Origin of the sequence: Brotomerdimonas butyrica (assembly GCF_025567305.1) — a bacterium.
Lineage (GTDB): Bacteria > Bacillota > Clostridia > Peptostreptococcales > Anaerovoracaceae > Lentihominibacter > Lentihominibacter butyricus.
Genome location: NZ_JAOQJP010000014.1, coordinates 1 through 14,288, shown reverse-complemented (window position 1 = coordinate 14,288; position 14,288 = coordinate 1). Strand labels below are relative to the sequence as shown.

The window sequence follows — 14,288 nt, the reverse complement described above, 5'->3', positions numbered from 1 at the left end:
GATTCGGAGCGACGAAGGAGCGTTAACCCGACGAGGGAAGCGAGTCGCTGGTAGGTCCCCCGCCAGAGGCACAGCGCTTCAGCGCGTGGTGCCTTACGGCGCACGGCTTGTCCCTGCGAATCGAAGATGAGCAGCGGAATGCCCCTCGTCAGGATTGCCCGAAGCGGAGCGAGGAGCGCAATCCACGGCGTAGAGACGGGGATACTCGAGCGGGAGTCCGAACGAATAAATCAGGAGCTGGTGCTCCGGCATGAAGCCGGAGCACCGGCTCCTTTTTTGATGGCGCGCCCGATGGTAATGATCAGCAAATGCTGTGCGCAGCGATTTCAGCCATAAATCATAGTTATCATATGTCACATGGCTGAAAACTGGCAATTATATCTTGTACTACAGGCTGAGTGATGATGATTTTCCGAGAAGTTGTATAGCCAGCACGACAATTTCAGCCGCAATACCTTGTGATAGCATGCGAGGTAGCTGAAAACTGGAAATAGATACTAAATATCGGTTGTGAGTGACACAGATAAAAGCCATATAGCGGATCGATGAAGCCTGCGATTTACATATTTCAGCCATGACAGCCGGTGAAACGCACCTTTACGGCTGAAATAGCTGCGCGTAATGCTTCCTGCAGAAATCTTCGGCATCATATCTCCTTGCAGAATTTTCAGCAGAAATCCGCAGTATAACATGATATAATAAAAGACAGATATTAAAGATACGAGGTAAAACAGAATGAAAGATATATATATTGCAGATTTGAAAACGGGTCAGGATTTCATGTCATACTTCATCGTGAAGACCGTGGCAGTGAAGGTCGGTTCGAATAAAAAGGCATACCTTGATCTGCTGCTGGCAGACAAGACAGGCGAGATTTCCGCGAAGAAGTGGGATATCGCAGATGAAGAAATGCCGGGACTGCAGAAAATCAAAGAGGGCAGTGTGATCAAAGTGAAAGCGCTGGTCACTGAATGGAACGGAATGAAGCAGCTGAGAGTCAGCCGCATAAGACAGACGTCGGCAGAAGACGGCATCGTGATGATGGACTACATAAAGGCGGCGCCGGAAGACGCGGCAGAGATGTACGACTATATATACAGCAGAGCTGCAGCCTTTGAAGACAAAGACCTCAGGAACATATGTGTGAAGCAGCTTACTGACAACAAAGAAAAACTCATGTACTATCCGGCAGCGCAGAAAAACCATCATGCGGAGATGGCGGGACTGCTCTATCACGTCAAGAGGATGCTGATGATGGCAGAGCGCGCGTGTGAGGTTTACACTAATCTGAACCGCGAACTCGTGATGACAGGCGTGATCCTGCACGACATGGAGAAGATAAACGAGATCGATTCCAATGAACTCGGCATATCGACAGGATATTCTTTTGAAGGAAAGATGCTGGGACATCTGGTGCAGGGCGTGAGGACCATCGACAGGCTGGCGGCAGAGCTTGATATCCCGAGGGAAAAGGCTGTGATGCTGGAGCACATGATACTGTCACATCATTACGAGCCGGAATTCGGAAGCCCTAAGAAGCCGCTTTTCCCTGAAGCGGAAATGCTGCACTATCTCGACATGGTGGACGCCAAGATGTTCGACATGCAGGAAGCGGTTGAGAAGACTGAGCCGGGCTGCTTCAGCGACAGAGTGTGGACGCTGGACAACAGGAACGTGTACAGAGCGACGTGGTAGGAACTGGCTGGGCATATGTTGGAAGAAAAGCAGGGAACGATAGCTGAAATAATTTTTCATAACAGCGAGAACGGATATACAGTCGCGATATTCGAAACCGAAACCGATGCTTTCACGGCAGTCGGGAACCTGCCTGCGGTAACTGCGGGCAGGAGCTACATCCTGCAGGGAGAGTTCACTACACACCCTGTATACGGCGAGCAGTTTTCGATAAAAAGCTTTGAGGAAGTGATGCCGTCGACTGAAGACGGTATCAGAGAATTCCTGGCATCGGAGGCGATGAAAGGCATAGGCCGAAAGACTGCGGCAGCGATAGTTTCGGTTTTCGGCACCGATACGCTCAGGGTGATCGAGGAAGAGCCGCATCGCCTGACGGATGTCCCGGGGGTAGGGAAAAAGACGGCGGAGCGTATTTCGCTGGCATTCGGAAAGCACAGGGAATTCGCGAGCATAGTGCTGTATCTGCAGCAGTTCGGCATAAACGCTGAGTACGCGATGAAATTGTACCGCGTTTACGGGTCGGGGACGATCGAAGCGGTCAAGGAAAATCCATACAGACTGGTCGAGGATATTTTCGGCGTCGGATTCAAAAAAGCGGACAAGATCGCAGACCGGATGGGCGTGGCAAGAGACGATGAGTTCAGGATAAAGAGCGGTGTGAAATTCACACTGTCATACTTTGCAGGCGAGGGCAATACATTCCTGCCGCAGGACATGCTGTGTGAAAAGGCGGGACAGCTCCTGGATCTGCCGATCGAGCTGATCGGGGAACAGCTTATAGACATGGCGTTCGAAGGCGATATATATATCGAGAAGCTCGACGGGCGCAATGCAGTCTTTCTGGCGGCGTACTATCTGGCTGAACAGAACGTGTGCAAGTGCCTTTCGGCAATAAACGATGCGCAGCTGAAACCGGTCGCAGGCGGCATAGACAGCCTGATAAGCAGGACCGAGAACGCGACAGGGATATACCTGTCGGAAAATCAGAAGCATGCGGTGAAGACATCGCTGCAGATGGGAGTTTCGATCATCACAGGCGGACCGGGAACAGGAAAGACGACGATAATAAACACGATAATAAATATACTCGAGGAAAGCGGCCTTAAGACTGCGATCGCGGCGCCTACGGGCAGAGCGGCAAAACGCATAACCGAGACCTCGGGACATTATGCGTCGACGATACATCGTCTGCTCGAATACTACTTTTCGGAAAGTGAAAACATGATGCGTTTCGGTAAGACGAAGGAGGATCCGCTGGATTACGATGCTGTGATAGTCGACGAAGCGTCGATGATAGATCTGATACTGATGAACGGTCTGGTCAGCGCGATAAGGCCGGGTACAAGACTCGTGATAGTGGGCGATGCGGATCAGCTGCCGTCGGTCGGCGCAGGCAACGTGCTGCGCGACATGATAAGCAGCGAATACATATACAGCACGAAGCTTACAGAGATCTTCAGGCAGGCTAAGGAGAGCATGATAGTCGTCAATGCGCACAGGATAAACCACGGCGAGTATCCGGACTGTAATGCAAAGGGCAAGGATTTCTTTCTGCTGAGGCGTTCGGCGGAGAAAGAAATGCTGGAGACGATAAAAACTCTCTGCCTGAAGCGGCTGCCGGATTATTACAGCGACATATCGCCTACCGCCGATATACAGGTGCTGACGCCGGTAAGGAAAGGGCTGCTGGGAAGCATCAATCTGAATCGGGAGTTGCAGGACGTTCTCAATCCGCCTTGCGCGGAGCTGGAGGAAAAGCAGTTCGGAGACCGCATATTCCGTGAAGGCGACAAGGTCATGCAGATAAAGAACAATTACCAGATGACGTGGAAGAACCTTGAGGACTTTACAGAAGGAGAAGGCGTATTCAACGGTGACGTCGGCGTGATCCACCACGTGGACAGGGAATTCAATGAGGTCACAGTCGTCTACGACGAAGTCAGATACGTGACGTATAATTTCAATCAGCTCGATGAGCTCGAGCTCGCATATGCCATCACGGTGCACAAGAGCCAGGGCAGTGAATTCCCGATCGTGATAATGCCGGTGAGCTGGTTCCCGCCGGTGCTTGCGACGAGAAATCTGCTTTATACCGGCGTGACGAGGGGAAAGCGCGCGGTAGTGCTCGTAGGCTCAGAGAACAAGCTCGATGCGATGGTCGATAATGACAGGATAAATGAGCGGTTTTCAGGACTGGGGGTACGCCTGAGCCGTATCATGGAAATGGAGTAGAGATTTGAAAAAGGGGATAAAGGGAGAACTGGAGAAAATAAAAAACGAAGTGATGGAGGCTGTGTTTCCGTCGAATATATACTGCATATGCTGCGGCAGTCTGATAGACAGCACGAGACCGTATTCTCTGTGCGACAAGTGTGTCCGTAAGATACACTGGATCGGCAGCCGCACATGTGAAAAGTGCGGCAAGGCGCTGCCGGAAACGTACCGGGGAGACCTGTGCTATGACTGCATGACGTATGCGCATGATTTTCATAAAGGATACAGCTGCTTTACATACGGCCTGCACGAACGCGAGCTGCTGTTCGATTTCAAATACAACAACAGACGATATCTTGCCGGAAAATTCGGCGACATACTTTATGACAGAATTTCTTGTGAAAATATACATCCGGATGTTATAATACCGGTACCGGTAAGCCGCAGCCGTATGAAAAAGCGCGGCTACAATCAGTCGGCACTGCTGGCGAAACGTCTTTCGGAGCGGTGGGGAGTGCTTGCTGATGACGGTATCCTTATAAGAAAAAAGGATACACCGCCCCTGAGAGGGCTGACGCCGGCAGAACGCGAGGCGAAGCTCGCGGATGCGTTTGCGGTGGCTGACGGGAAAACGTCGAAAATAGCAGGAAAAAGAGTATTGCTGATAGACGATATATATACGACCGGCATCACGGCAGACTCCTGCAGCAGGGCTCTTGCAGCCGCCGGAGCTTCGGAAATATCGCTGCTCACTCTGGCTTCCGGAGGCAACAGAAAACCTTCGCTTTCATGATATGTGCGGCTTTGCATATCATAAATCATGGCATACCGGCATGCGGCATCGCGATGCGGATCTGCCGGGGAGTATCGGCATCATATGCAAAGCGACAGAAAACAACTTAATAAGAATGAAAACAGCAGTGCATATACATGGCTCAGGTCTGTGGTTGAAAGGCCAGGCCAGCTACGGGCGAAAGGTCCCACGTAAGCTGATCCGCAAGGCGGCAGTGATCATGGCGTAGTTTAGAAGTAAGTCCTCTGAGAAACTCAGGTAAAGGCAGGTGTGGGGGCAAAGACCAGGTCAGCTGAGCCATCTATGTGCACTGTTTTTATATGCATTTTATATTCTTCTGAGAATGTGAAGAGTTTCAGATTTTTCTGTGAACGATGCAAAAAAACTGTTCCACTATTCAGCAGATGTGCTATAATCAAGAAAAGCATCAGAGTGACAGCTGAAAAAGGAGGTTGCTATTATGAAGACAGTTATAAACGGTAAAAATTACACACCAAGTGACAAGCTCAAGGAAACTGTAGAGAAGAAATTTGAGAAACTCAACAAGTATTTTTCAAATGAAATCACCGGCAATATAATGATCATAAAAGAAAAGGGCGATTATAAAGTCGAAGCTACCATAAATGCAAAGGGAACTATTTTCAGAGCTGAAGTAAAAGCCAACGACCCTTATGATGCTGTGGATCGCGTGATCGACAAGCTTTCAAGCCAGATGTCGAGATTCAAGGGCAAGCTGCAGAAAAAGTACAAGGGTCATAAGGAACTCACTTTTGCGGAACTTCCGGATATCGAAGAACCTGAAGAATTCCATGTTGTGAAGAAAAAGAAGTTCGAGCTGACGCCGATGACGGTCGATGAGGCTGTCGTGCAGATGGAACTGCTGGCTCACAATTTCTTCGTATTCGTCAATATAGAGACTGACACAGTGAATGTCGTATACAGAAGAAACGACAATGATTACGGAGTTCTGGAGACTGTATACTGATCATAAACGGGCAGATGATCACTGTCTTTGATATATAAGATCGCAGGAGCTGCTGCTTCGCTCGTGCATGCCGCGATAAAGGCTGTGCAGGGCGGGCGGCAGCTCCGTTTTTTGTGCAAAAATGCAGCGCGCGTGATGTATGTGAGATATATGTGAAGTCTTAGTGTTTTATGGGCATTTCTATTGAAATGCTCTACTATATTTTGTAAAATAGAGGTGGTCGTTTAGACGGGAAAAGGGAGCAGGATAATGCAGAAATTTTTTGAGAACGTTTTTTACGGGGTCGGAATAAACGATGTCATAGACATCCTTATAGTGGCCTTCGTCATATATAAATTACTGGGTCTGATAAAGCAGACCAGAGCGGAGCAGCTCATGAAGGGTGTAGTAGTGCTGGTCGTGGCGACATTCCTTTCGGGACTGCTGAATTTACATACGATAAACTGGCTCCTCAAAGGAACTGTGGCGCTGGGAGCAGTTGCGATACTGGTGGTTTTCCAGCCGGAACTCAGACGTGCACTGGAGTACATGGGCAGGAGCAAAATAGTTAAAGCACCTCTTCGTGAAATGGATAAAGAGCGTGGCAAGCAGATAACTTCACATATCGTGAAGGCTGTCGAGACCTTTTCCAGAGACAGAGTAGGTGCGCTTATTGTCTTTGAAAAAGAAACGTCGCTTTCAGATATAATGGAGAGCGGGACTATAGTCGATGCAGAGATCTCTGAGCAGCTTCTCGGCAATATTTTTTACGAGGGAGCGCCTATGCACGACGGAGCAGTGATAATCCGCGACGGGCGTGTATATGCGGCCGGATGTGTGCTGCCGCTTACAAGGAACAATACGATAAGCAAGGAGCTGGGGACGAGACACCGTGCAGGTATCGGCATCACAGAGAACTCTGATGCACTGACGATCATAGTGTCGGAGGAGACCGGGATAATTTCGATGGCAAGTGAAGGGCAGCTTTCGAGGTTCCTCGATATCAAGACTGTCGAGAAAACACTGCTCAACATGTATCTCAATACTGGTGAGATAACAGGCACGATGGCTGTGATACCTAAGTTTTTCAACAAGATCAGGGGGAAGAACAATGCTAAATAACAAAACCTTTCTGAGAATATTCTCCCTTGTGGCCGCAGTCCTGCTGTGGATGTACGTGATGGGAGAAGTGGATCCGGCCAAGACATCTGTTGTAAGCAATATCACTGTCAGCTTTATGAATTCCGACATGCTGGCGGAGGAAGGACTCGCTCCGATCGAAAATGAAAATATGCAGATCTCTGCCAAGATAAAAGGTAAACGTTCACTCGTAAACGATGTCAAGAGAAACGGGATGTCGGCATACGTGGACGTATCGTCATGCAAGGAAGGAAAGAATACCGTGGAAGTGAAAATAAATACTCCGGACGGTATAAGCGTAGAAAGCACGTCGGACGAATATCTGACGTTTGAGGTGGAGGCGATAGAAGAGGCGGAGAAGCCTGTTTCCATAAGCTTTGAAGGCAAGAGCGGCAGCAAGTCAAAGGTGCCGTGGGTGCTTTCGTTCATGCCTGAAACAGTGACTGTGTCAGGTGCATCAAGCCTTATAGACAAGGTTTCGGAAGTCAGAGGAACTGTTTCAGTGGCTGATATGTCGGAAGATCACAGCAGCTGGGAATATGCGACGGTCACAGCTGTCGATGAAAAGGGCAATGCTGTTGCGGGAGTATCGGTCCAGGACGGCAGCGTGACAGCGGAAGTGAGGATCCTTACTGTCAAGACCGTGACCCTTGAGGTCTCAGCAGAAAATATGGAAGATGGATATGAGGCGGACAGCATCAGCGCTGACAGCCAGATAAAGATAGTCGCACCTGCAGAAGTGCTGGATCATGTAGACAGCATAAAAGGCACAGCTGACATGACAGGAGTGAGCGATACTGAAACTCATAAGATCAAACTGAATTTTGACCTGCCGGAAGGCGTATATTTATATAACAGTAATGAACCTGTGACAGCGAAGATCAGGCTCAAAGCGAGCTCGGACTGAGCAGGTAAACTGAAGTGAAATGAGGAGAAGAACATGGGAAGATTGTTTGGAACGGATGGAGTCAGAGGAGTTGCCAACTCAGAGCTGACTCCGGAACTGGCATTTAAGCTCGGCAAAGCAGGGGCACATGTGCTCAGCAGGGACAAGGAACGTCCTGTAGTGATAATCGGAAAAGACACGAGACTTTCAGGCGATATGCTCGAGGATGCACTCAGTGCGGGTATCCTGGCAGTAGGCGGGAACGTGATAAAGGTCGGAGTACTTCCGACTCCGGCGATCGCACACCTGGTAAAAGTCTATCAGGCCGATGCGGGAGTCGTGATCTCGGCTTCGCACAATCCTTTTGAGTACAACGGGATCAAGTTTTTCAACGGGGACGGCTTCAAGCTCGATGACAGCATAGAGAATGAGATCGAGGATATAATCCTGCGCGATATCGACGTGAACAGCCATATCACAGGAGATATGCTGGGAAGATGTCTTGAAGCTGACGATGATGCTGAAGAAAAATATGCAGAATTCCTCAAGTCGACGATAGACGTCGACATAAAGGGTATAAAGCTTGTACTGGACTGTGCAAACGGCGCGGCATACAGCGTTGCGGAAAAGGTATATTCGGAGCTCGGCGCTGATATAACGGTGATAGGAAATGAACCGAACGGTGTGAATATCAACGACGGTTATGGCTCCACACATCCTGAGAAGCTTCAGGAGAAAGTCGTAAAGCAGGGCGCGTTTATGGGGCTTGCATATGACGGAGATGCGGACAGACTGATAGCTGTCGACGAAAAGGGCAGGATCATAGACGGTGACAAGCTCATATGCATATGTGCAAAGATGATGAAGGATAGAAAACAGCTGGCGGGCGATATCGTGACGGCAACTGTTATGAGCAATATAGGATTCCATAAATACATAAACGGCATGGGATGCAGTGTTGAAGTCACAGGAGTAGGCGACCGCTACGTTCTGGAAAGCATGCTGAAGACAGGCAGCAGGATCGGCGGAGAACAGTCAGGACATATAATTTTCCTGAACCATACGACGACGGGAGACGGAATACTTTCGTCACTGCAGCTGCTGCAGGCAGTACTGCTGTCGGGCAGAAAACCTTCTGAGCTTTCAGATGAGATAGAGATATTCCCTCAGGTGCTCAGGAATGCCAGAGTTAAAAATGAAAACAAGTCGATATTCATGGATGACAGCGAGATAAAAGACGCTGTAGCAAAAGTCGAAAAAGAAATAGAAGGATCCGGGAGACTGCTGATCAGACCTTCCGGGACAGAGCCGCTTGTAAGAGTCATGCTTGAAGGTCAGGACGTGGCACACATCACGCAGCTGGCTGAGGGCCTGGCTGACATACTTACGAAGAGGTTCGGATAGGAGGAGAAGGAATAAATGTGCGGAATAGTTGGTTACGTGGGAACAGACCACGCAAAGGAGAAGATAATAGACGGTCTTAAAAGACTTGAATACAGAGGATACGATTCAGCAGGCATAGCGCTTCCGATAAACGGGAAGATAGAGATAAGAAAGCATGTAGGCGAGATAAAGAACCTCGAGAAAATAATAGGCGATCCGGAGTTTGACAGCTCAATGGGTATAGGTCATACTAGATGGGCGACGCACGGAGTGCCGTCTGATCTCAATGCGCATCCTCACGGCAATGAGGACAACAGCATCGCGATAGTGCATAACGGTATAATCGAGAATTATCAGGAACTCAAGGAATGGCTCGCTAATGAAAAAGGAGTCCACTTCAAATCGGAGACCGATTCGGAAGTGATCGCGCACCTGATAGGCGTGTTCTACGAAGGTGATCTTCATGAAGCTGTGAACAAGGCTGTTGCAGAGATGAGAGGCGCATATGCGATCTGTGCGATCGCTGCGGCAGAGCCTGATAAGATCGTTGCAGTAAGAAAAGATGCACCGCTCGTAGCAGGAATAGGCAAAGGATTCAACTTCATCGCATCGGATATCCCTGCTCTCCTGAAGTACGTAAGAGAAGTATATCTGATCGAGAACAACGAGACTGTGGTCCTGACGAAGGATGATATCGCTATCTACAATGATAAGGGACAGAAGGTCAAGAGAGATGTTTTCCATGTCACATGGGATGCAGATGCGGCAGAGAAGGAAGGATACGAGCATTTCATGCTCAAGGAGATCCACGAACAGCCTAAGGGCATATTCGAAACGCTCAACAGAAGACTGAACGATGACGGCAGCATCAATCTCGACGGGATCTCGATGACTAAAGAGGATATAGAGAATTTCAACAAGGTATATATCGTGGCATGCGGTACAGCGTACCATGCAGGTCTTGTCGGAAAGATGGTAATAGAGAAGATGGCAAGGGTGCCTGTTGAAGTCGATGTGGCATCCGAGTTCAGATACAGAGATCCGTTCGTTGATGAAAACACACTGTTCATCGCTATAAGCCAGTCGGGTGAGACGCTCGATACGCTCGCAGCGCTCAGAGAAGCCAAGAGAAAAGGCGCAAGGGTGCTTTCTGTAGTAAATGTAGTCGGCAGCTCGGTAGCGAGAGAATCCGACGATGTATTCTATACATGGGCAGGTCCGGAGATCGCGGTAGCTTCTACAAAGGCATATACGACACAGCTCATCTGCATGTACCTGATAGGACTTTATATGGGAAGCACGAAGGGCACTATCGAAAAGGACTACTACGACAAGGTACTCGGAGAGCTAAAGCTGCTGCCGGACAAGGTAGAAGCTCTGCTCGGACAGGAAGACGCGATAGCGGCACTGGCAAAGAAATATTACAGCAAGGAGCAGGTCTTCTTCATCGGAAGAGGTCTCGATTCGGGCGTGTCATATGAAGGATCGCTCAAGCTCAAGGAGATATCATACATAAATTCGTTCGCGATAGCAGCAGGAGAGCTCAAGCACGGAACGATCGCGCTGATGGAGGCTGACACGCTGGTATTCGCACTTGCGACACAGGACTTCCTGTATGAAAAGATGGTATCGAATGTAGAAGAGATCAAGGCCAGAGGTGCAAGAGTCATCGGAGTTGCAAAGGAAGGCAGAAAAGAGATAGAATCAGTCGCTGATGAAGTCATATATGTGCCGTACTGCATAGATGAGGTCTCACCGGTGCTGGCAGTCATACCGCTTCAGATCTTCGCTTATTATGTTGCAAAGGAAAGAGAATGCAATATCGACAAGCCTAAGAATCTGGCAAAATCCGTAACAGTTGAATAAGCGACGGACAATAAGCTGGAGAACAAATAACAGATGATACGCGCAGGCGGCGTTCAGGCGCCGCCCGCGCTCATAAAATAAAAGGAAATAAATTTTTTTCGAGAGGAGTTAGTAATGAATAACTATGATGTAAGGGATATTTCCCTGGCACCGTCAGGACACAGAAAGATAGAATGGGTAAAGAACAACATGCCGCTGCTTTCTGCACTGGAAGAGGATTTTAAGAGAGACAGACCGTTCGAGGGCCTGAAGATAAGCCTTTCAGTGCATCTGGAAGCGAAGACTGCGTATCTCTGCCTGGTACTTGCTGCAGGAGGAGCACAGATGTCTGTGACTGGAAGCAACAGCTTGTCGACTCAGGATGACGTTGCCGCGGCGCTTGCAGACAGGGGACTGCAGGTCTTTGCATATCACGGAGCGACAGACGAGGAATACATGAAGCACATAGAGATGTGCCTGGAGCACAAGCCTAATATAATAATCGATGACGGCGGTGATCTGGTGGAGATGCTGCACAACAAGAGACCGGATCTGATGGAAGAAGTCTATGGCGGCTGCGAAGAGACGACGACAGGCGTTATCAGGCTCAAGGCTATGGAAAGGGAAGGCGTTCTCAAGTTCCCTATGGTAGCGGTGAACGATGCAAAATGCAAGCATCTGTTTGACAACAGATATGGTACGGGTCAGTCCGTATGGGACAGTATCATGAGGAACACGAACCTGATCGTAGCGTCAAAGACAGTTGTCGTGGTAGGCTACGGATGGTGCAGCAGAGGTATAGCGATGAGAGCTGCGGCGCTCGGTGCAAAGGTCATAGTTACTGAGATCGATCCGGTAAAGGCTATGGAGGCAAAGATGGACGGTTATGACGTGATGACGATGGACAAGGCTGCGCCGCTGGGAGACATCTTCGTGACGGCAACAGGCTGCAAGCACACGATCACGGTACCGCATATGATGAAGATGAAAGACAGAGCCATCCTGACGAACGCAGGCCATTTCAATGTCGAGATCGACATGGCAGGCCTTGAGGCGGCAGCTGTGAAGTCAGAGGAGATGAGAAACAACATCATCGGATATACTCTCGAAAACGGAAAGATCATCAACGTCATAGGCGAAGGAAAGCTCGTGAATATCGCGGCGGCAGACGGACATCCTGCAGAGATCATGGATCTGAGCTTTGCAGTACAGGCGATGTCAGCGATGTACATAAAGGATAACTACAAGCAGCTCGGAAACAAAGTCATCGACGTATCAGACGAGATCGACGATGTGATCGCAAGAAAGCGCCTCGAAGCGTGGGGAATAGAGATAGACAGTCTCACAGACGAGCAGAAAGAGTATCTCGACAGCTGGCAGCTGTAGGCGCTGCAGTACAGATCTGAAAACGTAGCCTGATATAATAAAAGCATTAAAAAACTTCACCATGAGAATCATTGATTGCATTCTCACAGGTGAAGTTTTGTTTTAGGGTTATTTTATCAGCATCCCGATCCTCTCTCTTGTCCTGTCTTCACCGAGGATCTGCTGGATCTCCCAGATGTCAGGCGACTGGCTCCTGCCCATGACAGCGATCCTGATGACTGTGCTGACATGGCCTACGTGACCCTTGTACTGGTCCGGATTTTTCTTGAAATCCTTAGGTTTCGCAGCATAGCCCAGTTCTTCGCCGATCGCACGGATCTTGTCGAACCACTGGCTCTGATCGTCGCTGTGATCGTAAGTCTCGAGGTACTTTCTCAGTATCTCGGCAGCGTCTTCGTCACTTACTTCGGCAGGTATGCTGTCTTCGATGACGAAGTGATCGTCGAAGAAGTAGCTGATGAATTCGAATATCTGTTTTGCACAGATGAAATCCTTTCTAGGCTTCTTGCCGTCACGGCCCAGATCGAGTATCTTCTCTATATATTCTTCATGGCCTTCCAGGAGCGGCAGGATCTCAGGTCTGAATTCCTTTGCCCATCCGATGAGGAAAGCACAGAGGTCCTTTGCAGGGATCTTCACGAGCACGTCCTTTGAGATGTCATTGAGCTTGTTCAGGTCGAACAGTGCGCCGCCGCTGCTCATCTTTTCTGTCGTGAAGTGGAAGTCCTCTGCAGGTGCGTCAGGATTTGCGATGCGCCATTCTTCGAAGTTTGAATTCAGTATGGTCAGCAGGTATTCCTTTACAGCCTGAGGGTGATATCCTTCCTGTCTGTAGTAGTCGAGCGACAGCTCAGGGTCTTTTCTCTTGCTGAGCTTTCTCTTGTTGCCGTTGTCAAGCTTCAGGAGCTGTGCGGTGTGGCAGTATACCGGCATTTCAAAGCCGAGCTTTTCAAAGAGCTCAACGTGTATAGGCAGCGACATCAGCCATTCTTCGCCTCTGACAACATGAGTAGTCCTCATGAAATGGTCATCGATGACATGTGCGAAGTGGTAAGTAGGGATGCCTGTAGCCTTGAGGATGACGATATCCTGGTCGTTTTCCGGCATGGAAAGTGTGCCCCTGATGGCGTCCTCGACTTTTATGTGTCTGATCTCCTCTGACGGCAGATCGTGGTTGCCGGATGATTTGAGTCTTACTACGTAAGGCTTGCCGGCTTTTATATTCGCTTCGATCTCCTCATAAGAGAGGTTTCTGCTCTTTTCGGCATATTTTCCATAGATGCCTGTCGTCTCCTTGGCTGCCTCCTGAGCGCTCCTGATCTCGGCGAGCTCGTCCTCTGTCAGGAAGCACGGGTAAGCAAGGCCTCTTTTTACGAGGTCCTTGACGAAGCACTGATATATCTCGCCTCTCTTGCTCTGGAAATAAGGACCGTAGATGCCTTTTTCGCCGTCGAGGAGAGCGCCTTCGTCAAAGTTTATATCGAAAAAGCGCAGCGAGTTGATGATCGTTTCGACAGCGCCTTCGACGTATCTCTTGTCGTCAGTGTCCTCTATACGGAGGTAGAAAACGCCGTTTGACTGGTGTGCCAGCCTTTCGTCGACGAAAGCTCCGTAAAGGTTTCCCAGGTGGATGAAGCCTGTCGGACTTGGTCCGAGTCGTGTCACCATGGCGCCTTCTGGAAGGTCTCTTTTCGGAAATATCGTTTCATAGTCTTCGGGAGTCTTGTCTATAGCAGGGAACAAAAGCTCCGCAAGTTTATTATTATCCATATCGATTCTGCGGCAGTGCAGCGAGTTCTGTGATCTGCAGTCTGCTGCGGCCGCGTCTCCTTTCATTTGCATACTTATTTATTTTATCAGTTATCACGGCAGGTTGCAATAGAAGAAAAGCGGCAGGACAGTGTCAAGTTTCTGTAGGTTAAAAGATCGGAGACTGCCTCCCAGTATCCCATACTCTCAATAACCCGTATTTCCATATATCA

10 protein-coding genes are annotated in these 14,288 nt (G+C 49.2%); 9 read left to right on the top strand and 1 reads right to left on the bottom strand.

Annotation, left to right across the window (positions count from 1 at the left end; genetic code table 11):
• Positions 1-735 precede the first annotated feature (735 nt).
• From OCV59_RS10135 to OCV59_RS10095, 9 genes are all read left to right on the top strand, one after another.
• The gene (locus OCV59_RS10135; RefSeq protein ID WP_147594364.1) at positions 736-1,695 is read left to right on the top strand and encodes a 3'-5' exoribonuclease YhaM family protein; all 960 of its coding nucleotides are present in this window, start codon (positions 736-738) and stop codon (positions 1,693-1,695) included.
• A 15-nt stretch (positions 1,696-1,710) separates the two neighbouring features.
• The gene (recD2, locus tag OCV59_RS10130) at positions 1,711-3,927 is read left to right on the top strand and encodes an SF1B family DNA helicase RecD2 (RefSeq protein WP_147594363.1); all 2,217 of its coding nucleotides are present in this window, start codon (positions 1,711-1,713) and stop codon (positions 3,925-3,927) included.
• 4 nt (positions 3,928-3,931) lie between these two features.
• A complete protein-coding gene (locus OCV59_RS10125) occupies positions 3,932-4,702 on the top strand; it encodes a ComF family protein (protein ID WP_147594362.1) in 771 nt (256 codons plus the stop codon).
• A 460-nt stretch (positions 4,703-5,162) separates the two neighbouring features.
• On the top strand, positions 5,163-5,687 hold the full coding sequence (hpf, locus tag OCV59_RS10120; protein WP_147594361.1) for a ribosome hibernation-promoting factor, HPF/YfiA family: 525 nt from the start codon (positions 5,163-5,165) through the stop codon (positions 5,685-5,687).
• Between the two features lie 249 nt (positions 5,688-5,936).
• On the top strand, positions 5,937-6,788 hold the full coding sequence (gene cdaA / locus OCV59_RS10115; RefSeq protein WP_262584327.1) for a diadenylate cyclase CdaA: 852 nt from the start codon (positions 5,937-5,939) through the stop codon (positions 6,786-6,788).
• Complete coding sequence (locus tag OCV59_RS10110; protein ID WP_147594359.1) at positions 6,778-7,713, top strand: CdaR family protein; 936 nt, start codon at positions 6,778-6,780, stop codon at positions 7,711-7,713. Before cdaA ends, OCV59_RS10110 begins: the two co-directional genes overlap by 11 nt.
• A gap of 33 nt (positions 7,714-7,746) precedes the next feature.
• Positions 7,747-9,096 carry a phosphoglucosamine mutase gene (gene glmM / locus OCV59_RS10105; protein ID WP_147594358.1) on the top strand — a complete coding sequence of 450 codons (1,350 nt, stop codon included), beginning with the start codon at positions 7,747-7,749 and terminating at the stop codon, positions 9,094-9,096.
• Positions 9,097-9,111: 15 nt separating this feature from the next.
• The gene (gene glmS / locus OCV59_RS10100) at positions 9,112-10,941 is read left to right on the top strand and encodes a glutamine--fructose-6-phosphate transaminase (isomerizing) (protein ID WP_147594357.1); all 1,830 of its coding nucleotides are present in this window, start codon (positions 9,112-9,114) and stop codon (positions 10,939-10,941) included.
• A 114-nt stretch (positions 10,942-11,055) separates the two neighbouring features.
• A complete protein-coding gene (locus OCV59_RS10095) occupies positions 11,056-12,306 on the top strand; it encodes an adenosylhomocysteinase (protein ID WP_147594356.1) in 1,251 nt (416 codons plus the stop codon).
• A 108-nt stretch (positions 12,307-12,414) separates the two neighbouring features.
• On the opposite strand, the gene gltX is transcribed toward OCV59_RS10095, so the two are convergent.
• On the bottom strand, positions 12,415-14,076 hold the full coding sequence (gene gltX, locus OCV59_RS10090) for a glutamate--tRNA ligase (protein WP_147594355.1): 1,662 nt from the start codon (positions 14,074-14,076) through the stop codon (positions 12,415-12,417).
• Positions 14,077-14,288 lie beyond the last annotated feature (212 nt).

What these genes read in the sequence shown, in the direction of transcription:
- OCV59_RS10135 (WP_147594364.1), top strand. Translation starts at nt 736, where the DNA reads ATGAAAGATATATATATTGCAGATTTGAAAACGGGTCAGGATTTCATG.
- recD2 (WP_147594363.1), top strand. Translation starts at nt 1,711, where the DNA reads ATGTTGGAAGAAAAGCAGGGAACGATAGCTGAAATAATTTTTCATAAC.
- hpf (WP_147594361.1), top strand. Translation starts at nt 5,163, where the DNA reads ATGAAGACAGTTATAAACGGTAAAAATTACACACCAAGTGACAAGCTC.
- cdaA (WP_262584327.1), top strand. Translation starts at nt 5,937, where the DNA reads ATGCAGAAATTTTTTGAGAACGTTTTTTACGGGGTCGGAATAAACGAT.
- OCV59_RS10110 (WP_147594359.1), top strand. Translation starts at nt 6,778, where the DNA reads ATGCTAAATAACAAAACCTTTCTGAGAATATTCTCCCTTGTGGCCGCA.
- glmM (WP_147594358.1), top strand. Translation starts at nt 7,747, where the DNA reads ATGGGAAGATTGTTTGGAACGGATGGAGTCAGAGGAGTTGCCAACTCA.
- glmS (WP_147594357.1), top strand. Translation starts at nt 9,112, where the DNA reads ATGTGCGGAATAGTTGGTTACGTGGGAACAGACCACGCAAAGGAGAAG.
- OCV59_RS10095 (WP_147594356.1), top strand. Translation starts at nt 11,056, where the DNA reads ATGAATAACTATGATGTAAGGGATATTTCCCTGGCACCGTCAGGACAC.
- gltX (WP_147594355.1), bottom strand. Translation starts at nt 14,076, where the DNA reads ATGGATAATAATAAACTTGCGGAGCTTTTGTTCCCTGCTATAGACAAG.